Consider the following 25,648-nt stretch of genomic DNA (forward strand, 5'->3'; position numbering starts at 1 on the left):
AGTCCTTCCACCATGCATCATTTTGAGTATAAAAATAACGAACTTCATGCTGAAAATATCAGTATCAAAGAACTTGCTGCCGAATACGGAACCCCTCTTTATGTTTATTCAGCTGCAACCTTGCGCAGACATTTTGAAGCGTTTGATTCTGCTTTCTCAGGTCTTGAACATATGACCTGCTATTCTGTAAAAGCAAACTCCAACCTTAGTGTACTGAAACTTCTTGCCGAGCAGGGAGCTGGAATGGATATTGTCTCCGGCGGAGAACTTTATCGGGCACTTAAAGCCGGCGTACCTGCAAATAAAATCGTTTTTTCCGGTGTGGGTAAAAAAGCATACGAAATTGCAGAAGCTCTTAAAGCCGATATCCTGATGTTCAATGTTGAATCTGTTGGAGAGTTGCACAGGATTAATGAAGTTGCTGCGTCAATGAATAAGATTGCACGGATCAGCTTCCGTATTAATCCCAACGTTGACCCCAAGACCCATCCTTACATCTCTACTGGAATGAAGAAGAATAAATTCGGTCTTGATATGGAAACAGCTAAAAAGGCTTATAAAACAGCTAAAGAGCTTGCAAGTATAACTCCGATCGGTATGGATTGCCATATCGGTTCTCAGCTGACCACCATCGAGCCTTTTCTTGAAGCTCTTGAGAAACTCCTTTCTTTCCGTGATGAACTTGGAGAAATGGGAATTACTATCGAACACCTCGACCTTGGTGGCGGACTCGGAATCACTTATGATGAAGAACAGCCTCCTCATCCTAAAGAATTCGGTGAAGCTCTTTGTAAGGCGCTTGAAGGTAAAAAACTTAAAGTTATACTTGAACCGGGCAGGGTAATCGCCGGTAATGCAGGTATTTTAGTCAGTGAAGTGATATACACTAAAAAGACACCGACCAAAGACTTTCTCATTGTAGACGCCGGGATGAACGATCTTATCCGTCCCTCATTATACCAATCCTACCACAACATTTCTGAAGTGATAAAAAATGAACGTCCTGAAGTGGATTATGACGTTGTAGGTCCTATTTGTGAATCAGGCGACTTTCTTGCGAAAGATCGTCACTTGCCAGAAATGTTGCAGGGTGAACTTATTGCAGTCTACTCTGCCGGTGCTTACGGATTTACTATGTCTTCAAACTACAACTCACGCTTAAGAGCTGCTGAGATTATTGTTGATGGCGATGACGTAATAGTTGCTCGCAGAAGAGAAACATACGAAGATCTGCTTAATCTCGAAGCTTAATATTAATTTAAGATTATTTGGCGGGCTGGAATATTTTCCGGCCCGCTTTTTTTAACCTGTGAGAAATTATGTCCCGCCTTAATTCATTCTACATACCTTCAGAACAGTGGATAGCCCCTTTTTCCTTAGAAGGTGGCGAAGCAAAACACTTAGGAAAAGTATTAAGAACCCGTGTAGGTGATACTGTTAGACTTTTCGATGGAAAAGGCCGTGACGGTCTTTTTTCTGTTTCTGAAATAAGCAGAAACAAAGTTCAGCTTGAACTGTTGGAAGAAACAGTCCATGAAGATTCTAGAGCTTTAACTCTTGCTATAGGCTGGAATAAGTCTAGTAGGAGGAGTTGGGTTCTTGAAAAGGCTGTTGAACTTGAAGCCCATGGATTAATATTTTTTCAAAGCGAATTCAGTCAGGGAAAAGTTCCAGCCGAAGTGAAGGATTCATGGCATGATAAACTGGTTGCCGCAGCCAAACAATGCGGTAATCCATGGCTTCCGGAATTAGAAACAGTCAGCGGGACAATCGAAAATTTTCTGAAAGCATCTGCCAAGTATACTAATAAGCTCATTCTCTGGGAAAAAGCAGATGGTGAGTCTTTGATCGATACGGACTTATTTGCAAAGGAATCTACAATTGCTGTGATCGGTCCTGAGGGCGGTTTCAGTGCTCGTGAAGCCGAATTATTTATTGCTGAAGGATTTCAGCCGTGCAGCTTAGGCAACAGTATCTTACGTTGGGAAACAGCTGCTCTACTCTGTCTTGGCACTGCTTATCTTGAAAAACAAAAAAAGGTCTAAATCTCGGAGTATATTTAAGTGAAGCTAGAATTGACAGATAATCAGCCGCTTGCCGATCGCATCCGCCCTAAAACAATAGATGAATTTGTCGGTCAAAGCCATATCCGAGAGCGTGTTGAAGCCTTTGAAAGGTCTAAACGATTGCCCAGTCTTCTATTATTCGGCCCCCCTGGCTGCGGTAAATCAACTCTTGCTCTTTTACTGGCAAAATCAACCGGCCGTCACTTTATACGCATCAGTGCTCCAGAGGCTGGCATTGCCAGTCTACGCAAACAGCTTGCTGGTATGGATATTCTAATTCTTGACGAATTACACAGATTTTCAAAGGCTCAGCAGGATTTTTTCCTGCCTATTCTTGAGTCCGGTAAAATAACTTTACTGGCCACAACAACTGAGAATCCATCTTTCAGTGTCACAAGGCAGCTCCTTTCTAGACTTCATGTATTACGACTCAGAGCCCTTGGTAAAGTTGATTTACTGGCTATATGCAAACACGCCTGTGAAGAACTTGAAATGGAATTGAGTGCAGAAAGTCTCAGTCTCATCACTTCAATGGCTGGTGGTGATGGCCGAAGCTTGCTTAATTTATTAGAATACACTTCTCAGCTTTCCCCTGAAAAACGTGAAGCAGATAAGCTCCGGACAATTTTACCGGAAACAGTTATTCGCGGTGATCGGGATGGAGATTCTCATTATGAACTTGCTTCTGCTCTGATAAAATCCATAAGAGGAAGTGATCCTGATGCAGCACTTTACTACCTCGGCTGTCTCATTGAGAGTGGTGAAGATCCAAAGTATATCACCCGTAGATTAATAATTTCAGCTGGTGAAGATATTGGTCTTGCTGATCCATATGCCATGACTCTTGCAGTTTCCTGTCAGCAGGCGGTAGAATTTATAGGTATGCCGGAAGGGTTTATTCCTTTGTCGGAAACAACGGTATATTTGGCACTGGCTCCAAAAAGCAACAGTACTTATGCTGCATATCACACAGTAAAACAGGAAATACGGCAAAATGGAATGCATCCTGTTCCGCTTCATTTGAGAAATGCAACAACCAATCTGCAAAAAGAATGGGGATATGGACATAATTACAAATATCCGCATTCCTTCCCTAAAGGATATGTGGATCAGGAATATCTACCACCTGAAATCTCTGACCGTAAATTTTATCATTCTAAAGACCAGGGCGAAGAGCCGCGTCTGAACGCCTGGTTGCACGGTCAAAAAAGAACAGCACGTCCCAGAATAGATCCGTCCTTATCTAAGGGATTGAAAAAATAAAAGTTCAGCATAGTTTTTTCTTAAATATTGCCTCTCCCTGATCCAGAGTATATAGTTTTAAATAAACACTCTGGATCAGGAGTAAAAATGACATCTTTCAATACAATAATTATTCAAAACATAGTCGAAAGTCTTAATGTTGGATTAATGGTAATATCCCATGAAGGCAAAATTATTTTTTTAAATAAGGCTGCCGGAGCAATACTTGATCTAGATTGTGAGCAACATCTAGGGTTTGGCTGGGGTGAACTTTTCATAACAGACGAAAAATCAAATGCTCAATTTAATCAGGTCATATTAGATGTCATTTCTCAGCAAAAAGTAGGTCTTAAGCATATAGCCTCCTACACATTGAAAGACAGCACGTGTCCCAAAAAATTATCCATAACATCTTCTTACCTCACTGAAGATGATGCAACGCTAGGGATGGTGTTCCTGTTTGAAGATATTACCGAGATTTTTAATGCAGAAGAGCGTGAAAAGAAAATTCTGTCACGAAATGCTGCGTTGCAAAAAGAACGAATTGAAGGACTTGATTCTCTGTCACAGGCTGTTGCTCATCAAGTTTTAAACCCAGTCACAGTAATTGGCGGCATGGCAAATATCATTTCGCGCAAGCTGCCTGAAGGTGATCCTCTTATACATGATGTTCAGGTCATTTCAGAAGAAGCCTTAAAGCTGGAAGGACTTGTTGCGGCAGTACATAGCTACTGTGATATTCCAAAACCAATTCCAGTAGTTGTTTCAGCTAAAGCCCTTTTTGAAGAAGCGAATAAAAGTGCCAATGAAATTCTGGACCGTATTGGGGAGTGTATTGAAATGAAACTTGACTGCACTGTAGATAAAATTACCGTGGGCAAGAAATTATTTCACACGGCGATAGTAGAACTTTTACTAAATGCAAGCAATTTTACTATGGAAAAGATCACAGATGTCAGTGTGAAAGTAAGTAGAAGTGAAAATATAATCACTATTAAAATAGCTGATCACGGTATGGGAATTGAAAAACATTTATTGCCACATGTTTTAGACCCTTTTTTTTCAACAAAAGCAAAAGGCGTTGGAATGGGATTATCACGTGTTAAAAAGATTGTCTTTGAACATCAGGGAACACTACAGATTGAAAGCCCCGGTTCTGGAAAAGGTACAACTGTAACCATAGAGCTTCCTTGTCCTGACTTATCCTGCTGCAGCAAAAAGAATTCAGATTAGTCGAAAAAAGTATTGAATAATTCTTTAATCTGATAGTCGTAATCAGTCACAATCTGTGTAAGTCTTTCTGCATCAACGCCAAGTTGTTCCCAAACGCCCACTTCAACCCCAGGAAGAACATACATTCCACCTTCAGCAATACCGACAGAAAGAGCTAAATTATCAGCAAGTTGAATAATTCCCGCTTCTTTACTCTTTACACTTTTTTTGGGCGAATGGTGTGAACTTATAATATCAATAAGATTTTGAGGGAAATTCCATTTTTCAAACATTAATTTAGCAACATCAGTATGATTAAATCCAAGAACCATGTCTTCAGCTTCACATAGCGGTACAAAATTTTCTCTGGCATAAATCATTGCCTGTACAGCGCTGCATGGCATTTTCTTAAAAAGAATTAATCGTCCAACATCATGAAGCAGTCCGGCAGTAAACATTTCCTCCGGCACGACTCCTTGAACCTGTTCAGCGATAATTTTACTGAAAACCCCACATGTTAATGAGTGTATCCAGAAAGAGCGCATGTCAATAAGTTCTGGAGGAATATCTCTGAAATAACCAACAGTAGATAATCCTAAAGCCAAGGTGCAAAGCTCGCTACCACCGACCATAGCAACAGCGCGTACAAGCGAACTTATCTCCGAGGGAAAACCATAAAGTGGACTGTTTACAAGTTTAAGTAATTGAGCGGATAATCCGACATCAAGTCCCACTACATCAGCAATGTGCTGCGCAGATGATTGAGTATCTGCAACAGCTTCTTTTACTTTGAAAAATATGTCTGGAAAAGAGGCCAATTTAAGCTCAGCATCCACGACATCTTCTACGGAGCCTTCATCCCTGTAAAAAAGATCATGCATATCCTCAAAACCGGTAACAGTCTGCTCTTCAGCAGTAGGAAGACGCCACCCTTCCATTAACTTTACAGCTGTCTTATATACTGCAATATCAAACATTTGAATCATCGCAGGATGATCATGGTCAACATACATAAAGTAATCGCGTACATAAATAAAAGCACGATCAATGCTCTCTTCATCCGGCTCTATTTTTTCAGAAGTAAGAATCTTGATATCTTCAATACCCTGTCGTTTAAAAACTGCAATGTTGCTACTAGTAAGAACCGATCCTGCAGGGAGTAGCATCCGGCCGGACTGCTCAAGATTAGTAGCTAAAATCATGCCTGGCTTGACATCATCTATGTTGACACTTTGCATAACGAACCTCTCTGTATATTAGACCGTAACTTATATCTTTCTGTACGAGATCGTTCCAACATGCTGTTTAGCTTTAAAACCATCAGTTATTAAATGTAAAGATTCAGAATGACCAACATATAAATGACCTTCTTTTACCAGATTATTATAAAATCCGGTTAAAACTTTTTTCTTCATCTCTTTATCAAAGTAAATAATAACATTTCGGCAGAAAACAACATGCGATTTTGGTACCAAATTTACAGAACGATCTTGATTAAGGTTTATTTTACCAAAAGTCACAAGACGCTTTATTTCTGGTTTAATTTCAAATATTTCATTGTCTTTTTCAACAAAATATTTAGAAATAAACTCTTCAGGAGTCGTTCTTAGAGAATACTTTGTATAGATTCCCTTTTTTGCCATTTCAAGAACATTATTTGAAATATCATTAGCTGTAATCCGTATACGCCATTTAGACAAATCATTCTTAAGCATTTCGTGAATAATAATGCTTAATGTGTATGGTTCCTCTCCTGACGAACATCCGGCAGACCATATTTTAATTTCTCTCCTGCCTGTTTTATTCCCTAGATCAATTAATTCTCTAAGTGTATAATCTCTGAATGCTTTCAGCTGAGGGTTATCTCGAAAAAAACTTGTTTCATTAGTAGTAATAAGCTCTGTAAGCAGATTAAACTCTTCTATTTTGCCTTTTGGATCATATTTTAGAAAATTGATATAATCAGTATAACTATTTATTTGAAGTTCAGAAAGGCGAGGAGCAAATCTATTTTCCACTAAAAATTTACGGTTGTCCTGTAAAAAAATACCTGACAAATCATATATGATGTCTCTAAGCTGGCTAAACTCCTTTGGGGTTATTTTAATACTCCCACTAAAACCCCGATCGGAAAATAGTTTTGACATATAATAAACTCTCAAATTTTAAAAATAGAGATCACAAAATTTTTATTTCTTAACTACTGAATCTGTTTATTAATTTTTTTGTAATATAATCTAAATATATTTACAATAAGTCTAAGAGATAAAGTCAAAGTTAATATTACTTATTATAAGTTTTCTTCCACTCATCTAAGAACAATACCGCTGTATCAAGAGTTGTCAATTCACCATGCTGAGCCCTTACGGCTGTAACCAGATCTTCAAAACCGACTGTGGCAGGCAGCCCTAATTTTTCTATCAGCATCATAATCTCTTTTTTAAGTTCCTCAGGGAAGTCCTGACCAAAAATATTATCCGTATTTCTTTCTTTGGGCCACTCTGAAAAAGATTGTTCTGCATAATCAATCAAAGTTTGCATACGGGAAGTATAAGTATGCTCTTTTAACACTCTTTTACGAGCCTTTTCAGCATAGTTTTTTCGCTCTTGAGGTCGGGAAAGATAAAAATTAATTTTTTCATCAAGGTCTTCAAGGCTGTCAAAAAAAGCAAGCTCCCCTTCAGCAAAGGCTTCAGTCATTAAAGAACGCTTATCTACAAGTTGAAAAGCACCGCATGCTGCAAGTTCAAATGTGCGTGGGTTAATAAAATCTCCTCCACTGATTAATTCATCTGCCTGAATTGATGAGTGAAGATTCAGGTTGATTTTTGAGCCATTAAAAATCTTAACACATTCCTCGGATGTTACTCTGCGCCCGCCAAGTTGCAGGTATGGCTCAAGAACATGATCTCCTTCCCACTCCGATCCCCATATTTTGAGATTATGATGTATCAACTTACGAAATGCCATACGCCGATTAGGATATCCTGCTCCCATGAATGAGACATCTCCGCCATATTTGCGCATATCCATGGGAGTCAACTCTACCGGCTTATGAAAATCAGGATGGGCTGCAAGAGGTAGGTATAGAACATTATTTACTCCAATCTGGTTTAATTCAGAAAAAAAAGGTTCTTTTTGAATAACCGCAAAAATATCGTAAAAAGGAGCAAAACTCTGCCAATAGGTAAACAGCCTGAAGTCTTCAACAAACCACATTGCTGTTTTCACATTATCCCGGCGAAGACGCTTTAATGCTTGATGTGTCAAAGGGGCCTGAGCCATCGCAAGGACCAGATCAGGCTCAAATGTTTCTGCTTTTGCCAACACAGCTTGTGACAATACCTGTAGAAAACTGTTTTGCAGATATTGATATCGATCAGAAGTAACTTTTAAATCGTCAAGAGCATTGTAGGCATCATAAAAAGCAGGAGCCTCGAACGTTTCAACAATATGCCCCATCTCCTGAAGAGCAGATACACAAAAACGCCCCACAGGCAATGATCCTCCATACAAAGGAAGAACAACCAGAATTCTCAGCACCTTATCTTTATTCATATAATTACCTTTCAATTTAAGCAGTTATCCAGTCTTTTTCTTTATAAAATTTTTCTGCGATATCGGAAAAAGGACCATATTCCCCTATATCGAGCAGTCCTAAATGGCAGGCAATAAATTTTCGTAATCTGCTGCGACGTTCTCCAGTTCCATCTTTGCCGGCTTTTAAGAGAAAATTTGTACCCAGAAAATCACAGTCAGATTCAAAAACTGTAAGACCTGCCGGCAGATATTTTACATTGCGAGTGGCAACAAAACGAATTGTCCCTGAGTCTTTAAATGAATTTAAGCATTTTAAATGATTATAACAAGGCTGTGATTCAATGCATGGAGAACACTCAATATCAGCCTGAATAATCGTATGCCCTACTCCGTAAGGACCTGTTTCAGTACACCATGCAGATGAAAGAAAAAATCCCAGAACAGGAACACCAAGATGAGCGGCAAGATGCATCGTTCCTGTATCCGGTGTGATTACCAGATCAAGAGAAGAAATAGTGTCTGCAAGCTCCGCCCAATCAGTTTTACCGGTAAGATTTACTGTATCTGCTGCAACACTTGGAGGAAATTCTGTGAGCAGCTTACGGCTCAATTCAAGCTCGGCCTGACTCCCCAGTAAAAATATCTTTTTACATTTATTAGTGGAACGGGCAGACATGACAAGAGGAGCAAGGACATCATAAGGAAGTGAACGTCGTGTCTCACGTCCGGCAAGAACAATTCCGACACCGCCTCCTTTTGGAGCTGCTTTCGGATTTACTTCAGAAGCCGGAAGCATATCAGGGCTGAGCGCAGACCAGTAATCAACTAAATTGATGTTATTTCTGCGTTCAGAGGCTAATCTAAAGGCTAAATCAAACCATCTGGATTTTACAGGTTGCCCGTTAACAATTTTATGACCTTTCACTTTTGCTGAATCAAAGAGTGTGGAAAGAGCATAATTCATGGGCGAAAAATTCAAATTGTATATTTCAGAAAAATTGATACTTTTAAGAGTATTAAAGATATCATAATTTGTACTAAGGACTGAATTAAAACCAGAGTCATTAATTCCTGTCCCATGAGCAACTATCGAATGTACAACCACTTCAGGATATAGAATTGATGCCAAAGATTTTAATGATTTATCAACGCACAGATGTACTTCCAGACTGCGTTTTTGCAGGGTTAAGACCAAACGCTTGGTCTGGACAAGATCACCGAATCTTGTCAACTGGACAACTAAAGCTTTATTCATAAATATCCCTTTATAGCAATAAGTTGGGGAATCAAACTATATCTTTTTATCAGCGTTTTGTCATTTTACAATCCGCACACACTTTTGTTATGCAGGACTTCTATGATTTACTACCCTATTTTTCTAAAAGTTAAAAATCACAAGTGTCTGCTGGTTGGTGCCGGAGATGTCGGATTACGCAAACTTAAATCTTTGCTTGAATGTGACCCTGCTGAAGTTCTTGTTCTTGATACATCAGAACCAAATGCTGAGATTATTAAAATCTGTCAGGATAAACGGGTAAACTTTGTAAAAAGAGCTTTTACACCGGAGGATTTGACTGATAGGTTCATGGTCTTGGCTTGCACCAGTAATAAGGATGTAAACAAGTTAATTTCTGACCTTTGCAAAAAACAAAATATTCTATGTAATATAGCTGATTTACCAGAAAAAAGTAGTTTTATTCTACCCTCGGTTATTAGACAGGGAGATCTTACTCTGGCAGTTTCTACAGGAGGCTGTTCACCTGCTTTTACTAAGAAAGTACGCCGAGAACTGCAAAATGTTTTCGGTCCGCATTATGCTGCGTTTATTACTTTAATGGGAAAAATCAGACCCTTGGTTCTTGACCTTGGCATGGAAACAAGCCACAACACCGCTTTGTTCAGAGAACTTGTTGCTTCGAACATTTTAGATGAACTTGAAGCTGGAAACATTGACCGGGTAGAAGAATTACTGACTCAAATATTGCCGGATGAACTTCTTCCATGCATACCGGAGCTGATTAATGACCTTATTTGAAGTTTTTCAATGTATTATAATCACCTGTTATTTAACAGGTATGACCTTATTTTTTGTGGGCACTATTAAAAATAATCCTGTGCTCGGAAAATTGGGTAATTTTGCAGCCATTGGCGGTTTTGCTCTTCATACCCTTGATTTAATACTTGCAGTATCTCTTTATCGCGGAACTATTTTCAGTGATGGTTATTTCTATTTCAGCCTGCTCGGCTGGAGTTTTATTCTGGTTTACTTTGGACTCTGGTGGAAATTACGCAGTACTTTCTTTGCTCTGACAGCATCTCCGCTGGCATTGCTACTCTTTATTATTTCCCTTGCATCGCAAAGTCTTAAAGTTAATCTTCCGGCGCATCTTGCGGGGTTATTTGTGGGACTGCACATAGGAACCATTTTCGTCAGTATTGCTCTTATGGCAATGGCAGCAGGAGCCGGAGTTGCTTTTATTTATTTGAACAACAAAATTAAAACCAAGGCTAATCTTTCTGCCATGGGCAAAGAAATGCCTTCGCTTAATACATTCGACAATGTGAACCATTGGTCGATTCTTATCGGGTTTCCCCTGTATACACTGGGTCTTGCCGCTGGATTTCTCTGGGCAAGAAGCACTTTTACCAGAATGTTTTCATGGGATCCCAAAGAAATTGTTACGTTAGTAGTCTGGTTTTTGTTTGCGTTCCTCTTTCATCAGCGCATGGTTATGGGCTGGAGAGGAAAAAAACCGGCAATTCTGGTGATCATTGTTTTTATTATCACCATGATCTCTTTGTGGGGCATTAACTTTTTTATTCCTACTCACCATAGCTTTAAAGTCTAATTTATATGGACCATAATATTTATCTTATCGGCCTTAACCACCGCTCTGCGGGAGTGGATATTCGTGAGCGTTATGCCTTAACAAATGTAGAGGAGTTCGAAGATGGACTTCTTGAAATAGGTATGAACGAAGTCATGGCTCTTTCCACATGCAACAGGGTTGAGATTCTTGTTGTCTGTTCCCCTGAAAAATCTGAAGAAGATGTCTTCAGATACTGGGCGCAAAGATGTTGCGGTTCGGTGAGTGAGCTTGAACCAAACACTTATTGTCATAAAAATCTCAATGCGGTTAAGCACCTGTTTCGTGTAGCATGCAGTCTTGATTCAATGATTGTTGGTGAACCTCAAATTCTGGGACAACTCAAAGATTCCTATCGTAAAGCTGTTGATGCCGGAGCTGCCAGAGTCATAATCAACCGAATGCTGCATAAGGCTTTTTTTGTTGCCAAAAGAGTGCGTACAGAAACGTCTATAGCTTCAAGTGCCGTTTCCATAAGCTATGCAGCTGTAGAACTGGCTAAAAAGATTTTTGGTGACCTTCGTGGACAGCGGGCTATGTTGATCGGAGCTGGAGAAATGGCTGAACTGGCCGCAACCCACTTACTGAACAGTGGTGTTGAGAAAATTGCCGTTGCCAACAGGACATTTTCCCGTGCTCAAGAGCTTGCTAAAGCAATGGGCGGGGAAGCAATTCCCTTTGAAAATCTCTACGATCACCTGGACGAGACTGATATTATTATCAGTTCTACCGGGGCGCCACACGCTGTGATCAAAGCGCGTGATATGAAGAAGGTGATTAAAAAGAGAAAATTCAGACCCATGTTTTTTATCGATATTGCGGTTCCACGTGATATTGATCCAGATGTTAATGGACTTGATAACGTATATTTATACGACATTGACGATCTTAATGATGTTGTTGAGGAAAACCGCTCTCAGCGTGAAGATGAAGCTGTTAAAGCAGACTCTATTGTCGAGTTTGAAACCCTCTCCTTTGGTAACTGGATTAATTCTCTTGATCTCCAGCCCACCATTGTGGACCTTTTCAACCGCAGCGAAAGTGTGGCTCAGAAAGAACTCGCCAAGACCCTTAAAAGGTTAGGCGATGTTGATGCTAAAACTCACAAGGCTCTTGAAACCATGGCTATGTCCATAGGTAAGAAGCTCCTTCATGAACCTGTTGTCTTTTTGAAACGCCGGACAGAAGAAGAAGGCAATGCCGATCGTTTTGTAGATCTTGCCAGACGCATGTTCAACCTTGATAATGATACAATTCCTCCTGATGCTCACTGTAGCAGGAAGAAAATGAGTAACCCGGAAGACTAAAGGATTTTAAGCAGATGAGAAATTACCTACTTGAAGATATTTATGAAGAAGATTTAGCTAAGATTGTTGATGCTCTTAAAGAGCTTGAATTAGCTGGTCCGATCGAGGATATTTTTTACCTTCCCCTTCCGAAAAATCTTCTTCAGGATGTTCAGAAAGAACATTTGCCGGAATGTGGTCCTTATTTCATGGCTCTTGAAGTAATGGAAGGCAGCATAAAGATTGAATTACTTGTACGCGCTCAGAGTAAAATACGCTGTGAATGTGTCAGTTATGCTACCCCTGAACAGCGTAACCATATGCTGGATTACATTGATAAATTTATTGGCGATCTGGGTATTCATCTATAATTTTTATGTGTACAGAGTCACTTCCAGCTTCAATTCAGGAACTCGGGCCTAAAGAAGCCCGGCTTTGTCTTGAAATAGAAAAATTCGGGAATCTAAAATCTGGTACAAATTTTGCCAAAATGTCAATGCTTGTGGGAGTTTCCGGTGGTATTGACTCAACCGCTTTATTGATAATAGCAACCCTGCTCGCTCGTAAATCCGGTGGCAGGGTTTTTTGTGCTCATGTTGACCACGGTCTACGCAAAGAATCAACTACAGACAGGAAGTTTGTTGAAAATCTTTGCAAAAGGCTGGGGATTCCCTGTGAATCTCATAAGGCGAATATAGCAAGCTATGCTAAAATAAATTCGATGGGACTTGAAGAAGCCGGTCGCATTGTGCGCTATGATTTCTTCAAGCAATGCTTAAAGAAATTTGATGCTGACCTTTTACTTCTTGCACACCATGTTGATGATCTTAGTGAAGATGTAATCATGAGACTGTTACGCGGTGCAGGCTGGCCGGCTCTTGGCGGTATGGATGCTTATGATCCAGCGCGCAAATTATTGCGTCCTCTTCTTTCAACACGAAAGAATAAACTTGAGAGCTTCCTGAGATCTATTAATTGTTCGTGGTGTGAAGACCAATCAAATTTATCAGATCAATATACACGCAATCGGGTACGCAATAATCTTATTCCATTACTGCTTGAAGAGAATCCCAATTTAGGGGCTGGACTGTTACGGCTCAAGCAGCAGGCTGATCTGGATGCTGATTTCTGGAGAGATCAACTCGCTAATTTTTTTGAGTACGTAGAGAACACTTCTGACGGTTCTTTTTTTGTCCCTTGTTCTATTTTGAACAAATCACATAAAGCGTTAAGAGTCCGTATTTACAAACAGTTGTTGGATTTACTTGGATCAGGACATGCTTTATCAGACTCAATTTTACAGCTTGATCAAGGTTTCTTAAGCCAAAAGTCGGGTTCAACCTACCAATTTCCTGGAAATAAGGTCGTTAAGATTTCAAAAAAAGGACTCTTATTCAAAGTAATAAAGACCATTGACAGGGAAAGCGGCAAGGTTTAGAACTTTGTGAAATTTGTTACTAATTCTTTAGGAGGACAACAATGAATATTCTTATTTTTGGACCTAACGGTAGTGGTAAAGGAACTCAGGGCGCTCTTGCTAAGAAAAAATTCAACCTCGATCATATTGAATCCGGTGCTATTTTCCGTAAGCACATCGGTGGTGGTACCGAGCTCGGAATGAAAGCTAAAGAATACATCGACAAGGGTGAACTCGTTCCTGACGATATCACTATTCCTATGGTTCTTGACGTTCTCCAGTCTTCCGATGAAAACGGCTGGCTGCTTGACGGTTTCCCACGTTCTATCGTTCAGGCTCAGAAACTTTGGGAAGCTCTTGAAAAAGACGGCGTAAAACTTGATTACGTTATCGAAATTCTTCTTCCTCGCGAAGTTGCTAAAAACCGTATTATGGGTCGCCGCCTCTGTGAAAACGATCCTAACCATCCAAACAACAAATTCATCGACGCTATCAAACCTGATGGAGACAAATGTCGCGTATGTGGCGGAGCTCTCACCGAGCGTGCAGATGATCAGGATGCAGAAGCAATCAACAAACGTCATGACATCTACTACGATGACAAGACCGGTACTGTTGCAGCAGCATATTTTTATAAAGATCTCGCTCCTAAAGCTGGTTTTAAATATATCGAACTCAATGGTGAAGGTTCTATTGATTCCATCAAAGAAACCCTCATGGCTCAGCTCGTTTAGTTTTAATTTGATTATAAAAATCCCCGCAATCTCTGACTGCGGGGATTTTTTTTGATCTTTATCAGACTAAAATAATTCTACAAAATAGCTATTGAAAAGATTATAAAAAAATATTTCAGACGCCAATCTCTATTGTATAACTAGCGTGATATTTGCCAAAGAATAGACACGTCGTTACAAACTGTAAACTTAAAGTATTTTGTTGATATCTGAAAGGTCGCTAAGTTTTCCTACAGTCAGCAATGTATCACCAGCTTCAATAACTTCATTGGGACCGGGATTAAAAACCATTTCGCCTGAACCTTTACGAATGGCAATAATAATTAAGTTAAAACGAGGTCTTATTTTAGATTCAATGAGATCTTTCCCCACCAGTTCAGAATCGGCCGTTATAAAAAGCTCTTCCATCTGCAAATCAAGCTTGCCGCGCATAGCAATATCAATAAAGTTAGTCACAGTAGGCCTAAGTACCGACTGAGCCATACGCAGCCCCCCAATAGTGTGGGGAAGTACAACCCGGTTAGCCCCGGCAAATTCTAAGCGGGAAATACTGATGTGGTTATTACCACGGGCGATAATATTCAGCTTTGCATTTGACTGACGAGCAATAAGCGTCACATAGACATTGGCAGCTTCATCTGAAAGAGAGGTAATAAGTGTTTTAGCATTACCAAGTCCGGCAAGCTTCAAAACATCATCATTAGTGGCATCTCCTTCTACACATGAAATTCCGGCAGCTTCCATACTCTCGACCAGCTCACGGTTGTTTTCAATGACAACAACCTCCCACCCTTCGTCTATAATCTCTTTGGTTACAATCTCACCGATTCGCCCGTAACCACATACAATAATATGATTTCTAAGTTTTCCGATTGTTTTTTGCATTCTGCGTCTCCCAAGAATTGCCTGCAACCGCCCTTCCACCAGCAACTGGGAAAAAGCACCAATCAAATATGCAAAACCACCAACTCCACCAAGGATTAGCAAAGAGGTCAAAATCCGGCCATTGTTTGATAATGGTAAAACCTCCATAAATCCAACGGTAGAGAGGGTAATCACTACCATGTAGAAACTGTTTAAAAAATTCCACCCCTCAATCCACATATATCCGATAATACCACCGATAAAGACCAGCAGCATATAAATAAAACCGGCAATCAGCCCCCAGAACATACCGAAAGTTCTTCTGAGGCTGAGCATTGTTGAAAATATGGTTTTGGATTTCATTTAAATCAGTCCACTTAATTAATGTCCATGCTCAACTAGCCGAGACTTATTATTTTATTACGTAAAACTTGAATTTTATCTCGAAGTTCAGCTGCCTTCTCAAATTCAAGTTCAGCAGCATATTTGCGCATTTCTTTTTCCATTTTACGGGCCTGCTTTTCCATTTTTGCGGGATCAAGACCATACTGGGCAGCTTCCTCGGCAGCTATCTTAAGTTCACTCCCTGACCACGTATCAGAGTACAGTGTTCCAAGCATATTATCCAGTGATTTACTGATAGTTTTCGGAATGATTCCATGCTGTTCGTTGTACCCATTCTGTTTTTCACGACGTCTTGATGTTTCATCCATTGCAGTGCGCATAGATCTGGTAATATTATCCGCATAGAGGAAAACACGACCTTCTGAATTTCGTGCAGCACGACCAAAAGTCTGAATGAGTGATCGGGTTGATCTCAAAAAACCTTCTTTGTCCGCATCTAAAATCGCGACAAGAGAAACTTCTGGAATATCAAGACCTTCCCGCAAAAGGTTAATCCCTACCAAAGCTGTAAACTCGCCGGCACGTAATGATTGAATGATCGCCATTCGTTCCATGGTATCGATATCAGAATGCAGATATTTTGCTTCAACACCCATCTGATTAAAATATTCAGTCAGATCTTCGGACATACGTTTGGTAAGTGTTGTGATTAAAACTCGCTCACCCTTTTTCTCACGCTCTTTGCACTCAGCAAGTAAATCATCCATCTGTCCTTTGACTGGACGCACTTCAACAATAGGATCAAGAAGGCCGGTTGGACGGATAATCTGCTCAACAACCAACCCTTGTGCCCGCTCCATTTCCCACGGTCCAGGAGTTGCTGAGACATAAACAGTCTGCCCTATTATATCTAAAAATTCATCAAAGCATAACGGTCTGTTATCAAGAGCAGAAGGCAACCTGAAACCGAAATTAACCAGAGTTGTTTTGCGTGAGCGGTCACCATTATACATAGCGCCAACCTGAGGAACAGCTATGTGTGATTCATCCATAAAAAGTAAAAAATCATCTGGAAAATAATGAATCAGTGTTGCTGGAGGATCACCTTCTTTACGTCCATCAAGGTGACGGGAATAGTTTTCAATACCGTTACAATACCCAATCTCTTCAATCATTTCGAGGTCATACATTGTGCGCTGTTCAATGCGCTGTGCCTCAAGTAACTTGTTGTCTTTCTTGTATTTAATCAGTGTATCGGTCAACTCTTCACGGATGTCTTCACGTGCCCTTTCGAGATTGTCCTTGTCAGAAACAAAGTGGCTGGCAGGATAAATAACGGTTTTACGTCTGCGCCCGGTAACTTCACCTGTTAATGGATCAGTTTCTAAGATCGAGTCTATCTCATCTCCGAAAAATTCAATCCTGAGAGCCTGTTCACGACTATATGCAGGAATAATCTCTATAACATCCCCGCGTACCCGAAAAGTTCCACGATGAAAATCATAGTCATTGCGCTCATATTGAACTTCTATAAGCCTATCCATGAGTTTTTCCATGGACATTTCCTGACCTTCCTCAACCGGAATAATCATGCGCGCATAAAACTCAGGCGAACCCAAACCGTAAATACAGGAAACAGAAGCAACAATAAGTACATCGCGTCTGGTTAAAAGAGCGTGCGTTGCCGAGTGTCTAAGTTTATCTATATCATCATTGATTGATGAATCTTTTTCAATATATGTATCGGAATGCGGCAGATACGCTTCCGGCTGGTAATAATCATAATAACTGACAAAATATTCAACTGCATTATGAGGGAACAATGCCTTGAATTCATTGAAAAGCTGAGCAGCTAAAGTCTTGTTCGGCGCCATTACCAGTGTCGGACGATTTAATTCTTGAATAACATTGGCCATTGCAAAAGTTTTACCTGTACCAGTTGCACCGAGTAAAACCTGATCCTGCACACCTTGTTGTAAATTTTCCACCAGTTGCCTCACAGCTTCCGGCTGGTCACCTTTTAAAGTGTAGTCGCTGACGAGTTCAAATTTAGCTGACATTCTTACTTTTCCCGACTTGTGCTGTTAAATTAAAATAGTTATGTTAGATTGATATGCCGATTGGCAACATTAAAACATTCATTTTGCGAGGTAGCAATGATTCCTATAATCCAAATAGAAAACGGTGAGATTCCGGTCAAAAGAGGCTATGCCGTATCAATGGTCATTCGCAGCTTTAAAGGCCGCCGTGATGTAGAAGTGCATCTCTTCAGACCTGAGTGGAATAGTGAAGATGAAGATGAGATTTCATGGGATACCAACCTGTTTGGTAGTCCTGCAACACTAGGCTCTATTCCTGATGAGAAAAAAGATCGTAAAATAATTCTTGAATCATTCACTAAGGAAGAACGCGATCAGATTGTGGATTATCTTAAGGATCATTATTCTTCAAGACTTGAATCTATCTTCTCAACCCCGATGGAATTCCCTGTACCGACTGGGTTGCCTCCCTTATGCTCTATCACCGAAGGAAAGGATATCGGACTGATCCGGTTTGAGAAAGTCCCCCATTTCAATTTGCCTTTTGCTCTGCGAGGACTTTACAATCTCGGCGCACATCGTCCGCTTGTTGAAACTCGCGATGGTGATAATAACTAAATTCTGAATTGCTATCTGTTTTTAAATACAAAGAATATCATTTCTAAACAGTTCAATAAGCTATGTAATAAAAGATGACTCAGCAAGAGTCATCTTTTATTACATTAACTGCAACCTAGCAAATTTGTGATCTGCTCATACTCTCCGGGCATGAATTGCCAAACTCCGCGCAAGGCTGAATAATTTAAAGCTTCATCAAGCTTTTCAAGAAATAGTTCCCGTGACATTTCTTCTGCCCCTAAAGATTTTAGATGGCCAGTAGGCTGCTGGCAGTCGATAAAATGAAATTCACGATTTTTTAAATATTGTACAAGGTATGAAAAACCTACTTTTGATGCATCAGGTTCAATAAAAAACATGGACTCTCCAGAAAAAACCTTCCCCAGAGAAATTCCATAAAGTCCTCCAGAGAGCTTCCCTGATTCATTCCAGACCTCGACGCTATGAGCAAAACCAAGCTTATGTAATTTTACATAGGCATCAATCATTTCAGGAACAATCCATGTACCGGCTTGTCCCGGCCTGAATTTCATAGCACAGTTCCTGATGACTTGTTCAAAGTCAGTATCAAAAGTCACTCTATATTTTTTATTACGTATTTTACGCTTAACACGGCGTGACACATGAAGTTTATCAAAAGACATCACCAATCTAGGATCAAGTGACCACCACAAAATTGGCGAGTTCTCGTCATACCATGGAAATATTCCTGAAGCGTATGCCGAAAGTAACCTTTCAGGGCTTAAATCTCCACCAACAGCAAGCAGTCCATCAGGCTCTGCTTCATCTGGATCCGGGAAAATAGGATCTTCTATTAATCTATAAACAACCATAAAATTCCTTTTCTATTCAAGACGATATCTAATAATAAACGTTTACCGGAATTACGCAATAGCAACTCAAAGTTTTAATTAGATGATTTCAATATTTATTAAATTATTAATCATTAAAACCGCAAAAAGCAGCTTTATTAATATTTAACAAAAGTCTGAGATTTTTTATATTAAAACATTTATTTTAATGATGCGATTCTCATTAGCAATTGGAATATTTAAGCTTTTTTTGAATAAAAATATTTGAGAACTTAAACATCGTATCAGGGCGGTAATTGTGAGAAGAAATGTCAGATAAGCAATACAGCTTCTTATCAAAAAGAAGGACTCCAAAGCGGAGTCCTTCTAATGATTAAAATAAACAGTTTATAATTTTAGTGCTTGAATTTAAAACTCAATACATCTTCATCTTTATCTTTTTTAGTAGAAACATTGACAGTACCACCTTTAACAAGCTTTCCAAACAATATTTCATCTGCAATTTCATCTTTAATAGATGTCTGAATGAGCCTAGCCATCGGACGAGCTCCATAAGCAGGATCATGTCCTTTTTCAGCCAGCCATCTTTTTGATTTCTTATCTATCTCGATAGTCACTTTATTATCAAGGAGTTGGTTGTTGAGCTCTTTAATAAATTTTTCAACAATCAGTTCCATGATATCTATTTCAAGTGAATTAAAAGGTACGATTGCATCAAGTCTGTTACGGAACTCAGGACTGAAAATCTTTTCAACAGCCTTTATTCCTCGATCTTTATTATCACCGCCCTTAACGCTGGAACCAAAACCTATTCCCCCCTTAGTCATCTCACGTGCACCGGCATTGGAGGTCATGAGCAGCACAGTGTGGCGAAAATCAGCTTTACGGCCATTGTTATCGGTGAGCGTAGCGTAGTCCATTACCTGAAGCAGTATATTAAATACATCAGGATGAGCTTTCTCTATTTCATCAAAAAGAATAATACAATGAGGGTTCTTGCGGACACCTTCGGTCAGCAATCCGCCCTGATCAAACCCGACATATCCGGGAGGCGCTCCTATCAAACGGGCAACTGCATGTTTCTCCATATATTCACTCATATCAAAACGAATAAAATGGACACCCATTGTCGAAGCAAGCTGACGCGCAAGTTCTGTTTTACCAACACCAGTAGGTCCTGTAAGCAAAAATGATCCGGTAGGACGCCCGACCTGCTTCATTCCCGCTCTGGAACGCAATATCGCTTTCGTAATTGTATCGACAGCCTTATCCTGTCCGAAAACAACAGACTTAAGATTTACATCAAGTTCCTGAAGACGGGTACGGTCTGACATCGTAATTCGGCGTGTAGGAATACGGGCCATTTTAGAAATGACTTTTTCCACATCACTTACCAGAATACGATCTCCCTTACGTTTTCGCTGACTGAGTCCGTAAAAAGCACCGGCTTCATCGATTACGTCAATAGCCTTGTCCGGCAGAAAACGTTCATTGATATGCCTGGCTGAAAGTTCCGCAGCAGCTTTTATTGCTGAAGGAGAATAAACCACATGATGATGTTCTTCATAGTACGGCTTAAGTCCCTTAAGAATCTCAATAGTTTCATCTACAGATGGTTCTGAAAGATCTATTTTTTGAAATCTACGGGAAAGAGCACGATCCTTTTCAAAATGATTCTTATACTCTTCATAAGTTGTTGCGCCTATGCAGCGAACTTCTCCTGATGCCAGAAAAGGCTTGAGGATATTCGATGCATCCATTGAACCGCCGCTTACAGCTCCGGCTCCGACGATAGTATGAATTTCATCAACAAAAAGCACCGCATTTTTATGATGCTTAAGCTGGGCTAAAACTCCTTTAAGACGTGATTCAAAATCACCGCGATATTTAGTTCCTGCTAAAAGAGCGCCCATATCAAGTGCAAAAACATCTGTATTTTCAAATACAGATGGGACATTTCCTTTTGCAATGGCACGTGCTAGTCCTTCAGCCATAGCTGTTTTACCCACACCGGGATCTCCTACAAAAATAGGATTATTTTTGCGTCTGCGGGAAAGCACCTGTAGGGTTCGTTCTATTTCAATATCACGCCCGATGAGTGGATCAATCCTTCCATCACGCGCTTTTTGTGTAAGATTGGTAGTAAACTCTTCTAGGGGAGACGGCTTACCGTCCTTTGTCTCGCCAGGTTGTCCTGCTGGGCCGGGACCACCGGGAACAGAGGTTCCGGTTTTAGGATTAGGACTGATATCAAGACCTTCAGACCAATCATTCTCGCTCATTGCATGTGAAATATATTCTAAAATATCAAGACGTGAAATATCATGTGTCTTAAGAAAATAGACTGCGTACGAGTCTTCTTCTTCAAACATTGCAGCGACTACATCACCGATCTCAACAACGTCTTTTCCTGCGGCTTTCTTCTGCCAGATAGCTCTCTGCAGGACACGTCTTACCCCCATAGTCTGGATAACTTCTGTATCAACACCACTGGGGAGAGGTTCAAGGTTTTCGTCAAAAAAACGTTCAAGCTGACTTCTGAGCTTCACCAGTTCAGCACCGCATCCGGAAAGAATATCTGCACCAACTTCTTCCTGAACGATTGCGTAAAGTAAATGCTCAAGAGTTAGAAACTCGTGATTTCTGAGCCTGACTTCGTTAACCGCAGAAGTCAGTGCTTGTTCTAATGCTTTACTCAGCATACTAGACCTCTTCGATTGTGCATTTCAGCGGAAAGCCTGCCTGCTGTGCAAGCTGTCTGACCATTTCAACGCGTGTTTCAGCAACTTCTGCTGTATAAACTCCACAAACCCCTACTCCATCATTATGAACTTTGAGCATGATTTCTGTGGATTCCTCTTCTGTTTTTCTGAAAACCTGCATAAGTATGGCTATCACGAATTCCATGGATGTGTAGTCATCATTGTGCAGCAGCACCCGATATTTGCGAGGCTCCTTGAGTTCATCTTTAAACAGTACATCTGATTCAAATTCTTCTATATATTCGGGCATATTTTTTTAATCGTTTTTAAAAATTATCTTTTCTACTATGTTTAACAATAAGAACAATTCCCCCACCTGTCGAGGAAGAATTGTTTATTTTTATTTTTTTCACACTTTAATCTGTATTAAAATAAATATAATTAAAGTAATCCTTTAACTTCTTCTGCTGAAAATATGAAATTTTCATCCTGAGGCAATCCTCTTTCAGCGCGATAAGACCGGTTAAGTTCATGATATGTTTTTTTACTTGAGGTAGATTCGTCAAGTCCTAAAATTCCTGCACAGGACAATATATCAGCTTCACTGCCCTCTATTTCTATAAATGGTCCGAATGGGAGTAAATCAAGACATACATGGCAATGAGCAAATTCCCATTCTTCCCTTATTTTCTCGTAGCTGAAAACAGGTGCATAGCCTAAAACCTGCAATGCAGATACGGTCTCATCAAAGCTGGAGACTTCCGTTTCATGCTCAACGTAAACTTTTGCTTTGCTCTCATCTATTTCGGCAGGAATTCGTTTAACAGTCATGGTAATTTTGTCAGCCTGTCTAACCCGCAATAATGCTGAACGCTTGTATAGAGTACGTCCTGGATCATCCAGTACAATATTTCGCTCATAATGGCGGGTAATCTTATTACCGCCCTTCTCTTCCATAATCTTACGGGCTAATTCTATATCCGCATTTACAAATTTCAATTCTATTTCCAGTGCCATTTTACTTTTCTCTCTATTCTTGAAATGATACAGATTGTTAACAATTGAACATTATTATAGGATAATAACATGCAAAAATATTTTTATATAGCAGCAGGCGGAGCTGCAGGGACTTTAAGCCGATATCTTCTCTCAGGCGTAGCCCAAAAAATGTTTAATACATCTTTTCCAGCCGGCACTTGTGCAGTAAATCTGATTGGCTGTCTTCTTTTTGGTCTAGTTACCGGTATATTTGAAAATAGATTAGGCTTGCCTCCCCATATGCGACTTATGATTCTGACTGGATTTATGGGAGCGTTTACTACATTTTCGACTTATATGTTTGAAACAACTACACTCATCAAATCAAGTCAATGGCCTCTTGCCGCCCTGAATGTCGGAGGACAGACAGCTCTCGGCGTTATGTGTATTGTTGGCGGTCTTGCCCTTGGAAGATTAATAGTTTCTTGACCTTAATAAAATATAACCACGGAGAATTTCCATGACTCTATCGGAAAAAGCTATAAGGCTCAAAATTTTCACAGGTGAAGAAAATCGTATTAAGCACCGCCCCTTGTACGAAGTAATTGTAGAAGAAGCTCGCAAATTAGGAATTGTGGGGGCATCTGTTTATAGAGGTGTTATGGGATATGGTGAAAACAGCCAAGTACGCACAACATCAATACTACGCCTTTCCGAAGACCTTCCTTTAATAATTGAAATTGTAGACACTGCTGAAAGAATTGAGCCATTAAAAAAATTCCTGAATGATAACATGACTGAAGGTCTTATTACTGAAGATGAAGTAAAAATTATTTTTCATAAACATAATCAAGGCAAAAAAATTTAAACATATGTCCAAACTAGCGAAATAAAATCCATCACAATATTTAGCCAACATAAAAAAGACCGGAGAATATATATTCTCCGGTCTTTTTTATAATCAAAATATACAATTAGCTATTACAACGGGAAATTACTTCATTAGGAATGTTGTTAAGTGAAGTTACTTTATCAACTCCACCAGCTTTAATTGCCTCTTGCGGCATACCAAAAACAACACATGAAGCTTCATCCTGCGCAATGGTGTAAGTTCCAGATTCACGCATCTCTTTCATACCCTTAGCTCCATCATCTCCCATTCCAGTCATAATAACAGCAACAGCATTTTTACCTGCACTGGATGCTCCTGATCGGAAAAGGACATCAACTGAAGGTCTGTGACGACTGACTAAAGGTCCATCTTTTATTTCAACATAATACCGAGCGCCTGATCGTTTAACGAGCATGTGCTTGTTACCCGGTGCAATCAGAGCCTGTCCCCTCAAGATACTGTCTCCATCCGAAGCTTCTTTTACCATAATCTGGCAAATAGTATTTAATCGTGCAGCAAATGCTGCTGTAAATTGTTCAGGCATATGTTGAACGATTGCAATACCTGGACAGTCACGCGGCATTCTTTGCAGAAAACTTTGAATAGCTTCTGTTCCACCAGTTGAAGCTCCTACAAGAACTACTTTCTCCGTTGTCTGTAAGCTGGTTGAACGTGGGCGGGCCTTTGGCAGCATAGCATCAGCACTCAACTTCGGCTGGACATTAAGTGGCCGTGCAGAAAGTTTTTTTGGTCTTGCGAGGGCTGCGGCTTTTATTACATCACAAACACGTATGCTGGATTCTTCAAAAAATTGCCTGGTTCCTATTTTAGGTTTAGTTATAATTTCAATCGCGCCATATTCAAGCGCACGCATATAACTTTCAGATCCTTTAGCAGTTAATGTTGAGCAAATAACCACAGGAATAGGATGCTGACTCATAAGCTTACGTAGGAAAGTAAGTCCGTCCATTTTCGGCATTTCAATATCAAGCGTAATAACATCTGGAACAACAGTTTTCATTATCTCAGCAGCAGCAAATGGATCTCCTGCGCTTCCAACAACTTCAATTGCAGGGTCAGTATTAAACAATTGTTGTAAAGTCTGTCTTACAAGAGCAGAATCATCAACAATCAGAACCTTTGTTTTATTATTTATCATACCCTAAACCTTTTGATAAACAGTAGGAGCTATCTGTCTGATGGGAAGATCCATACCAGAAATACTTTCAGAGTGCCCAATAAATAAATACCCGCCCTTACACAATCTTTCACAAAACTTCTTAAACAATTTATCTTGAGTTGCTCTGTCAAAATATATTACAACATTTCGGCAGAATATTATATCCTTCTCGTCTTTGAACGGGAATGGTTCCATAAAATTTAATCTGCGAAAATCAACCTTTTTTCGTAACTCAGGAGCCATTCGTACAAGTTTTTTAGCCTTGTCTTTACTTTTCAACATATATTTTTTCTTTAAAGCCAACGGGATTACATCAACTTTATCCTTGGAATAGACTGCATTCATAGCTTTATGCAGAATTTCAGTAGAAATATCTGTTGCGAGAATTGAAAAATTAAAATTACTATTTTTCGCTGCAAATTCACTGAGAACCATAGCAATTGTGTATGGCTCTTCGCCGCTGGAACATCCAGCAGACCAGACCTTTATCGGCCGATTCTTTTGCTGTGATAAATCAGGCAGAACCGTAGTAAGCATCAATTCAAAATGTTTTGGCTCGCGAAAAAAATCTGTAGTATTTGTGGTAACAACATCAATTAATTGAGTAAGTTCTCTTTCAAACCCCTCAGGACTGAACAAAAAATCGCAATATTGTGAATGAGTACTTAAACCTAGTGCACGCAACCTCTTCTGCAGCCTTGCCTCAAGCATTGTTTTTTTTGCCAGAGGCATTTTTATTCCGAACTCCCCTTTAATTAATGTGCTGAACTTTCTAAAGTCAGCATCTGTCATCTTTGGGGTAGTCACTACTGAAGCGCAACGATTATCCTTTGGGGAATTCTCTTTCATCATAG

At 39.8% G+C, this 25,648-nt stretch carries 25 protein-coding genes; 13 read left to right on the forward strand and 12 right to left on the reverse strand.

Annotated features, from left to right (window positions below):
• The first annotated feature begins 12 nt into the window (after positions 1 to 12).
• From lysA to H589_RS0114595, 4 genes are all read left to right on the forward strand, one after another.
• On the forward strand, positions 13 to 1,251 hold the full coding sequence (gene lysA / locus H589_RS0114580; RefSeq protein WP_027722713.1) for a diaminopimelate decarboxylase: 1,239 nt from the start codon (positions 13 to 15) through the stop codon (positions 1,249 to 1,251).
• 68 nt (positions 1,252 to 1,319) lie between these two features.
• Positions 1,320 to 2,045, forward strand: a complete 726-nt coding sequence (locus tag H589_RS0114585) for a 16S rRNA (uracil(1498)-N(3))-methyltransferase (protein ID WP_027722714.1) — start codon at positions 1,320 to 1,322, stop codon at positions 2,043 to 2,045.
• A gap of 18 nt (positions 2,046 to 2,063) precedes the next feature.
• Positions 2,064 to 3,329: a replication-associated recombination protein A gene (locus tag H589_RS0114590; RefSeq protein ID WP_027722715.1), complete on the forward strand. Its 1,266-nt coding sequence runs from the start codon at positions 2,064 to 2,066 to the stop codon at positions 3,327 to 3,329.
• A gap of 87 nt (positions 3,330 to 3,416) precedes the next feature.
• The gene (locus H589_RS0114595) at positions 3,417 to 4,541 is read left to right on the forward strand and encodes a sensor histidine kinase (protein ID WP_027722716.1); all 1,125 of its coding nucleotides are present in this window, start codon (positions 3,417 to 3,419) and stop codon (positions 4,539 to 4,541) included.
• On the opposite strand, the gene H589_RS0114600 is transcribed toward H589_RS0114595, so the two are convergent.
• The 4 genes from H589_RS0114600 to H589_RS0114615 form a co-directional block, all read right to left on the reverse strand.
• Positions 4,538 to 5,758 (reverse strand): HDOD domain-containing protein, encoded by a 1,221-nt coding sequence (locus H589_RS0114600; RefSeq protein WP_027722717.1) that lies wholly within the window; start codon positions 5,756 to 5,758, stop codon positions 4,538 to 4,540. The two genes, H589_RS0114595 and H589_RS0114600, sit on opposite strands and share 4 nt — an antisense overlap.
• Before the next feature lie 30 nt (positions 5,759 to 5,788).
• Entirely contained in the window at positions 5,789 to 6,667 is an 879-nt protein-coding gene (locus H589_RS0114605) for a CheR family methyltransferase (protein ID WP_027722718.1), read from the reverse strand.
• A gap of 136 nt (positions 6,668 to 6,803) precedes the next feature.
• Positions 6,804 to 8,078 (reverse strand): CgeB family protein, encoded by a 1,275-nt coding sequence (locus H589_RS0114610; protein ID WP_027722719.1) that lies wholly within the window; start codon positions 8,076 to 8,078, stop codon positions 6,804 to 6,806.
• Between the two features lie 16 nt (positions 8,079 to 8,094).
• On the reverse strand, positions 8,095 to 9,315 hold the full coding sequence (locus tag H589_RS0114615; protein ID WP_027722720.1) for a glycosyltransferase family 9 protein: 1,221 nt from the start codon (positions 9,313 to 9,315) through the stop codon (positions 8,095 to 8,097).
• Positions 9,316 to 9,417: 102 nt separating this feature from the next.
• On the opposite strand from H589_RS0114615, the gene H589_RS0114620 reads away from it, so the two are divergent.
• Genes H589_RS0114620 through H589_RS0114645 form a run of 6 tightly spaced genes read left to right on the forward strand, consistent with a single transcriptional unit; the run spans position 9,418 to position 14,364 of the window.
• Positions 9,418 to 10,095 carry a precorrin-2 dehydrogenase/sirohydrochlorin ferrochelatase family protein gene (locus H589_RS0114620; RefSeq protein ID WP_027722721.1) on the forward strand — a complete coding sequence of 226 codons (678 nt, stop codon included), beginning with the start codon at positions 9,418 to 9,420 and terminating at the stop codon, positions 10,093 to 10,095.
• Complete coding sequence (gene ccsA, locus H589_RS0114625; protein WP_027722722.1) at positions 10,082 to 10,909, forward strand: cytochrome c biogenesis protein CcsA; 828 nt, start codon at positions 10,082 to 10,084, stop codon at positions 10,907 to 10,909. The genes H589_RS0114620 and ccsA overlap by 14 nt, the downstream gene beginning before the upstream one ends.
• Positions 10,910 to 10,914: 5 nt before the next feature.
• Entirely contained in the window at positions 10,915 to 12,234 is a 1,320-nt protein-coding gene (gene hemA, locus H589_RS0114630) for a glutamyl-tRNA reductase (RefSeq protein WP_027722723.1), read from the forward strand.
• Between the two features lie 14 nt (positions 12,235 to 12,248).
• Positions 12,249 to 12,584 (forward strand): hypothetical protein, encoded by a 336-nt coding sequence (locus H589_RS0114635; RefSeq protein WP_027722724.1) that lies wholly within the window; start codon positions 12,249 to 12,251, stop codon positions 12,582 to 12,584.
• A gap of 5 nt (positions 12,585 to 12,589) precedes the next feature.
• Positions 12,590 to 13,651, forward strand: coding sequence for a tRNA lysidine(34) synthetase TilS (tilS, locus tag H589_RS0114640; protein WP_027722725.1), 1,062 nt, complete (start codon positions 12,590 to 12,592; stop codon positions 13,649 to 13,651).
• A gap of 41 nt (positions 13,652 to 13,692) precedes the next feature.
• A complete protein-coding gene (locus H589_RS0114645; protein ID WP_027722726.1) occupies positions 13,693 to 14,364 on the forward strand; it encodes an adenylate kinase in 672 nt (223 codons plus the stop codon).
• Positions 14,365 to 14,553: 189 nt separating this feature from the next.
• Here H589_RS0114645 and H589_RS0114650 read toward each other — a convergent pair whose 3' ends face one another.
• Positions 14,554 to 15,591, reverse strand: a complete 1,038-nt coding sequence (locus tag H589_RS0114650; protein ID WP_027722727.1) for a potassium channel family protein — start codon at positions 15,589 to 15,591, stop codon at positions 14,554 to 14,556.
• Between the two features lie 35 nt (positions 15,592 to 15,626).
• A complete protein-coding gene (gene uvrB / locus H589_RS0114655) occupies positions 15,627 to 17,633 on the reverse strand; it encodes an excinuclease ABC subunit UvrB (protein ID WP_027722728.1) in 2,007 nt (668 codons plus the stop codon).
• 96 nt (positions 17,634 to 17,729) lie between these two features.
• On the opposite strand from uvrB, the gene H589_RS0114660 reads away from it, so the two are divergent.
• Positions 17,730 to 18,230 carry a hypothetical protein gene (locus H589_RS0114660; protein ID WP_027722729.1) on the forward strand — a complete coding sequence of 167 codons (501 nt, stop codon included), beginning with the start codon at positions 17,730 to 17,732 and terminating at the stop codon, positions 18,228 to 18,230.
• A gap of 104 nt (positions 18,231 to 18,334) precedes the next feature.
• Here the strand turns inward: H589_RS0114660 and aat are convergent, their stop codons facing one another.
• The 4 genes from aat to H589_RS0114680 form a co-directional block, all read right to left on the reverse strand.
• A complete protein-coding gene (gene aat / locus H589_RS0114665; protein WP_027722730.1) occupies positions 18,335 to 19,063 on the reverse strand; it encodes a leucyl/phenylalanyl-tRNA--protein transferase in 729 nt (242 codons plus the stop codon).
• Between the two features lie 374 nt (positions 19,064 to 19,437).
• Complete coding sequence (clpA, locus tag H589_RS0114670) at positions 19,438 to 21,744, reverse strand: ATP-dependent Clp protease ATP-binding subunit ClpA (RefSeq protein ID WP_027722731.1); 2,307 nt, start codon at positions 21,742 to 21,744, stop codon at positions 19,438 to 19,440.
• Position 21,745: 1 nt separating this feature from the next.
• Positions 21,746 to 22,054: an ATP-dependent Clp protease adapter ClpS gene (gene clpS, locus H589_RS0114675; protein WP_027722732.1), complete on the reverse strand. Its 309-nt coding sequence runs from the start codon at positions 22,052 to 22,054 to the stop codon at positions 21,746 to 21,748.
• A gap of 131 nt (positions 22,055 to 22,185) precedes the next feature.
• Entirely contained in the window at positions 22,186 to 22,761 is a 576-nt protein-coding gene (locus tag H589_RS0114680) for a class IV adenylate cyclase (protein ID WP_027722733.1), read from the reverse strand.
• Between the two features lie 69 nt (positions 22,762 to 22,830).
• Between H589_RS0114680 and crcB the strand changes: the two genes are divergently transcribed.
• Both crcB and H589_RS0114690 read left to right on the forward strand, forming a co-directional pair.
• Complete coding sequence (crcB, locus tag H589_RS0114685) at positions 22,831 to 23,211, forward strand: fluoride efflux transporter CrcB (RefSeq protein WP_027722734.1); 381 nt, start codon at positions 22,831 to 22,833, stop codon at positions 23,209 to 23,211.
• Positions 23,212 to 23,242: 31 nt separating this feature from the next.
• Positions 23,243 to 23,590: a DUF190 domain-containing protein gene (locus H589_RS0114690; RefSeq protein ID WP_027722735.1), complete on the forward strand. Its 348-nt coding sequence runs from the start codon at positions 23,243 to 23,245 to the stop codon at positions 23,588 to 23,590.
• A 106-nt stretch (positions 23,591 to 23,696) separates the two neighbouring features.
• Here H589_RS0114690 and H589_RS0114695 read toward each other — a convergent pair whose 3' ends face one another.
• Both H589_RS0114695 and H589_RS0114700 read right to left on the reverse strand, forming a co-directional pair.
• Positions 23,697 to 24,770, reverse strand: a complete 1,074-nt coding sequence (locus H589_RS0114695) for a protein-glutamate methylesterase/protein-glutamine glutaminase (protein ID WP_027722736.1) — start codon at positions 24,768 to 24,770, stop codon at positions 23,697 to 23,699.
• Positions 24,771 to 24,776: 6 nt separating this feature from the next.
• Positions 24,777 to 25,646: a CheR family methyltransferase gene (locus H589_RS0114700; RefSeq protein WP_027722737.1), complete on the reverse strand. Its 870-nt coding sequence runs from the start codon at positions 25,644 to 25,646 to the stop codon at positions 24,777 to 24,779.
• Between the last annotated feature and the right edge of the window lie 2 nt (positions 25,647 to 25,648).

Source organism: Maridesulfovibrio zosterae DSM 11974 (genome assembly GCF_000425265.1).
Lineage (GTDB): Bacteria > Desulfobacterota > Desulfovibrionia > Desulfovibrionales > Desulfovibrionaceae > Maridesulfovibrio > Maridesulfovibrio zosterae.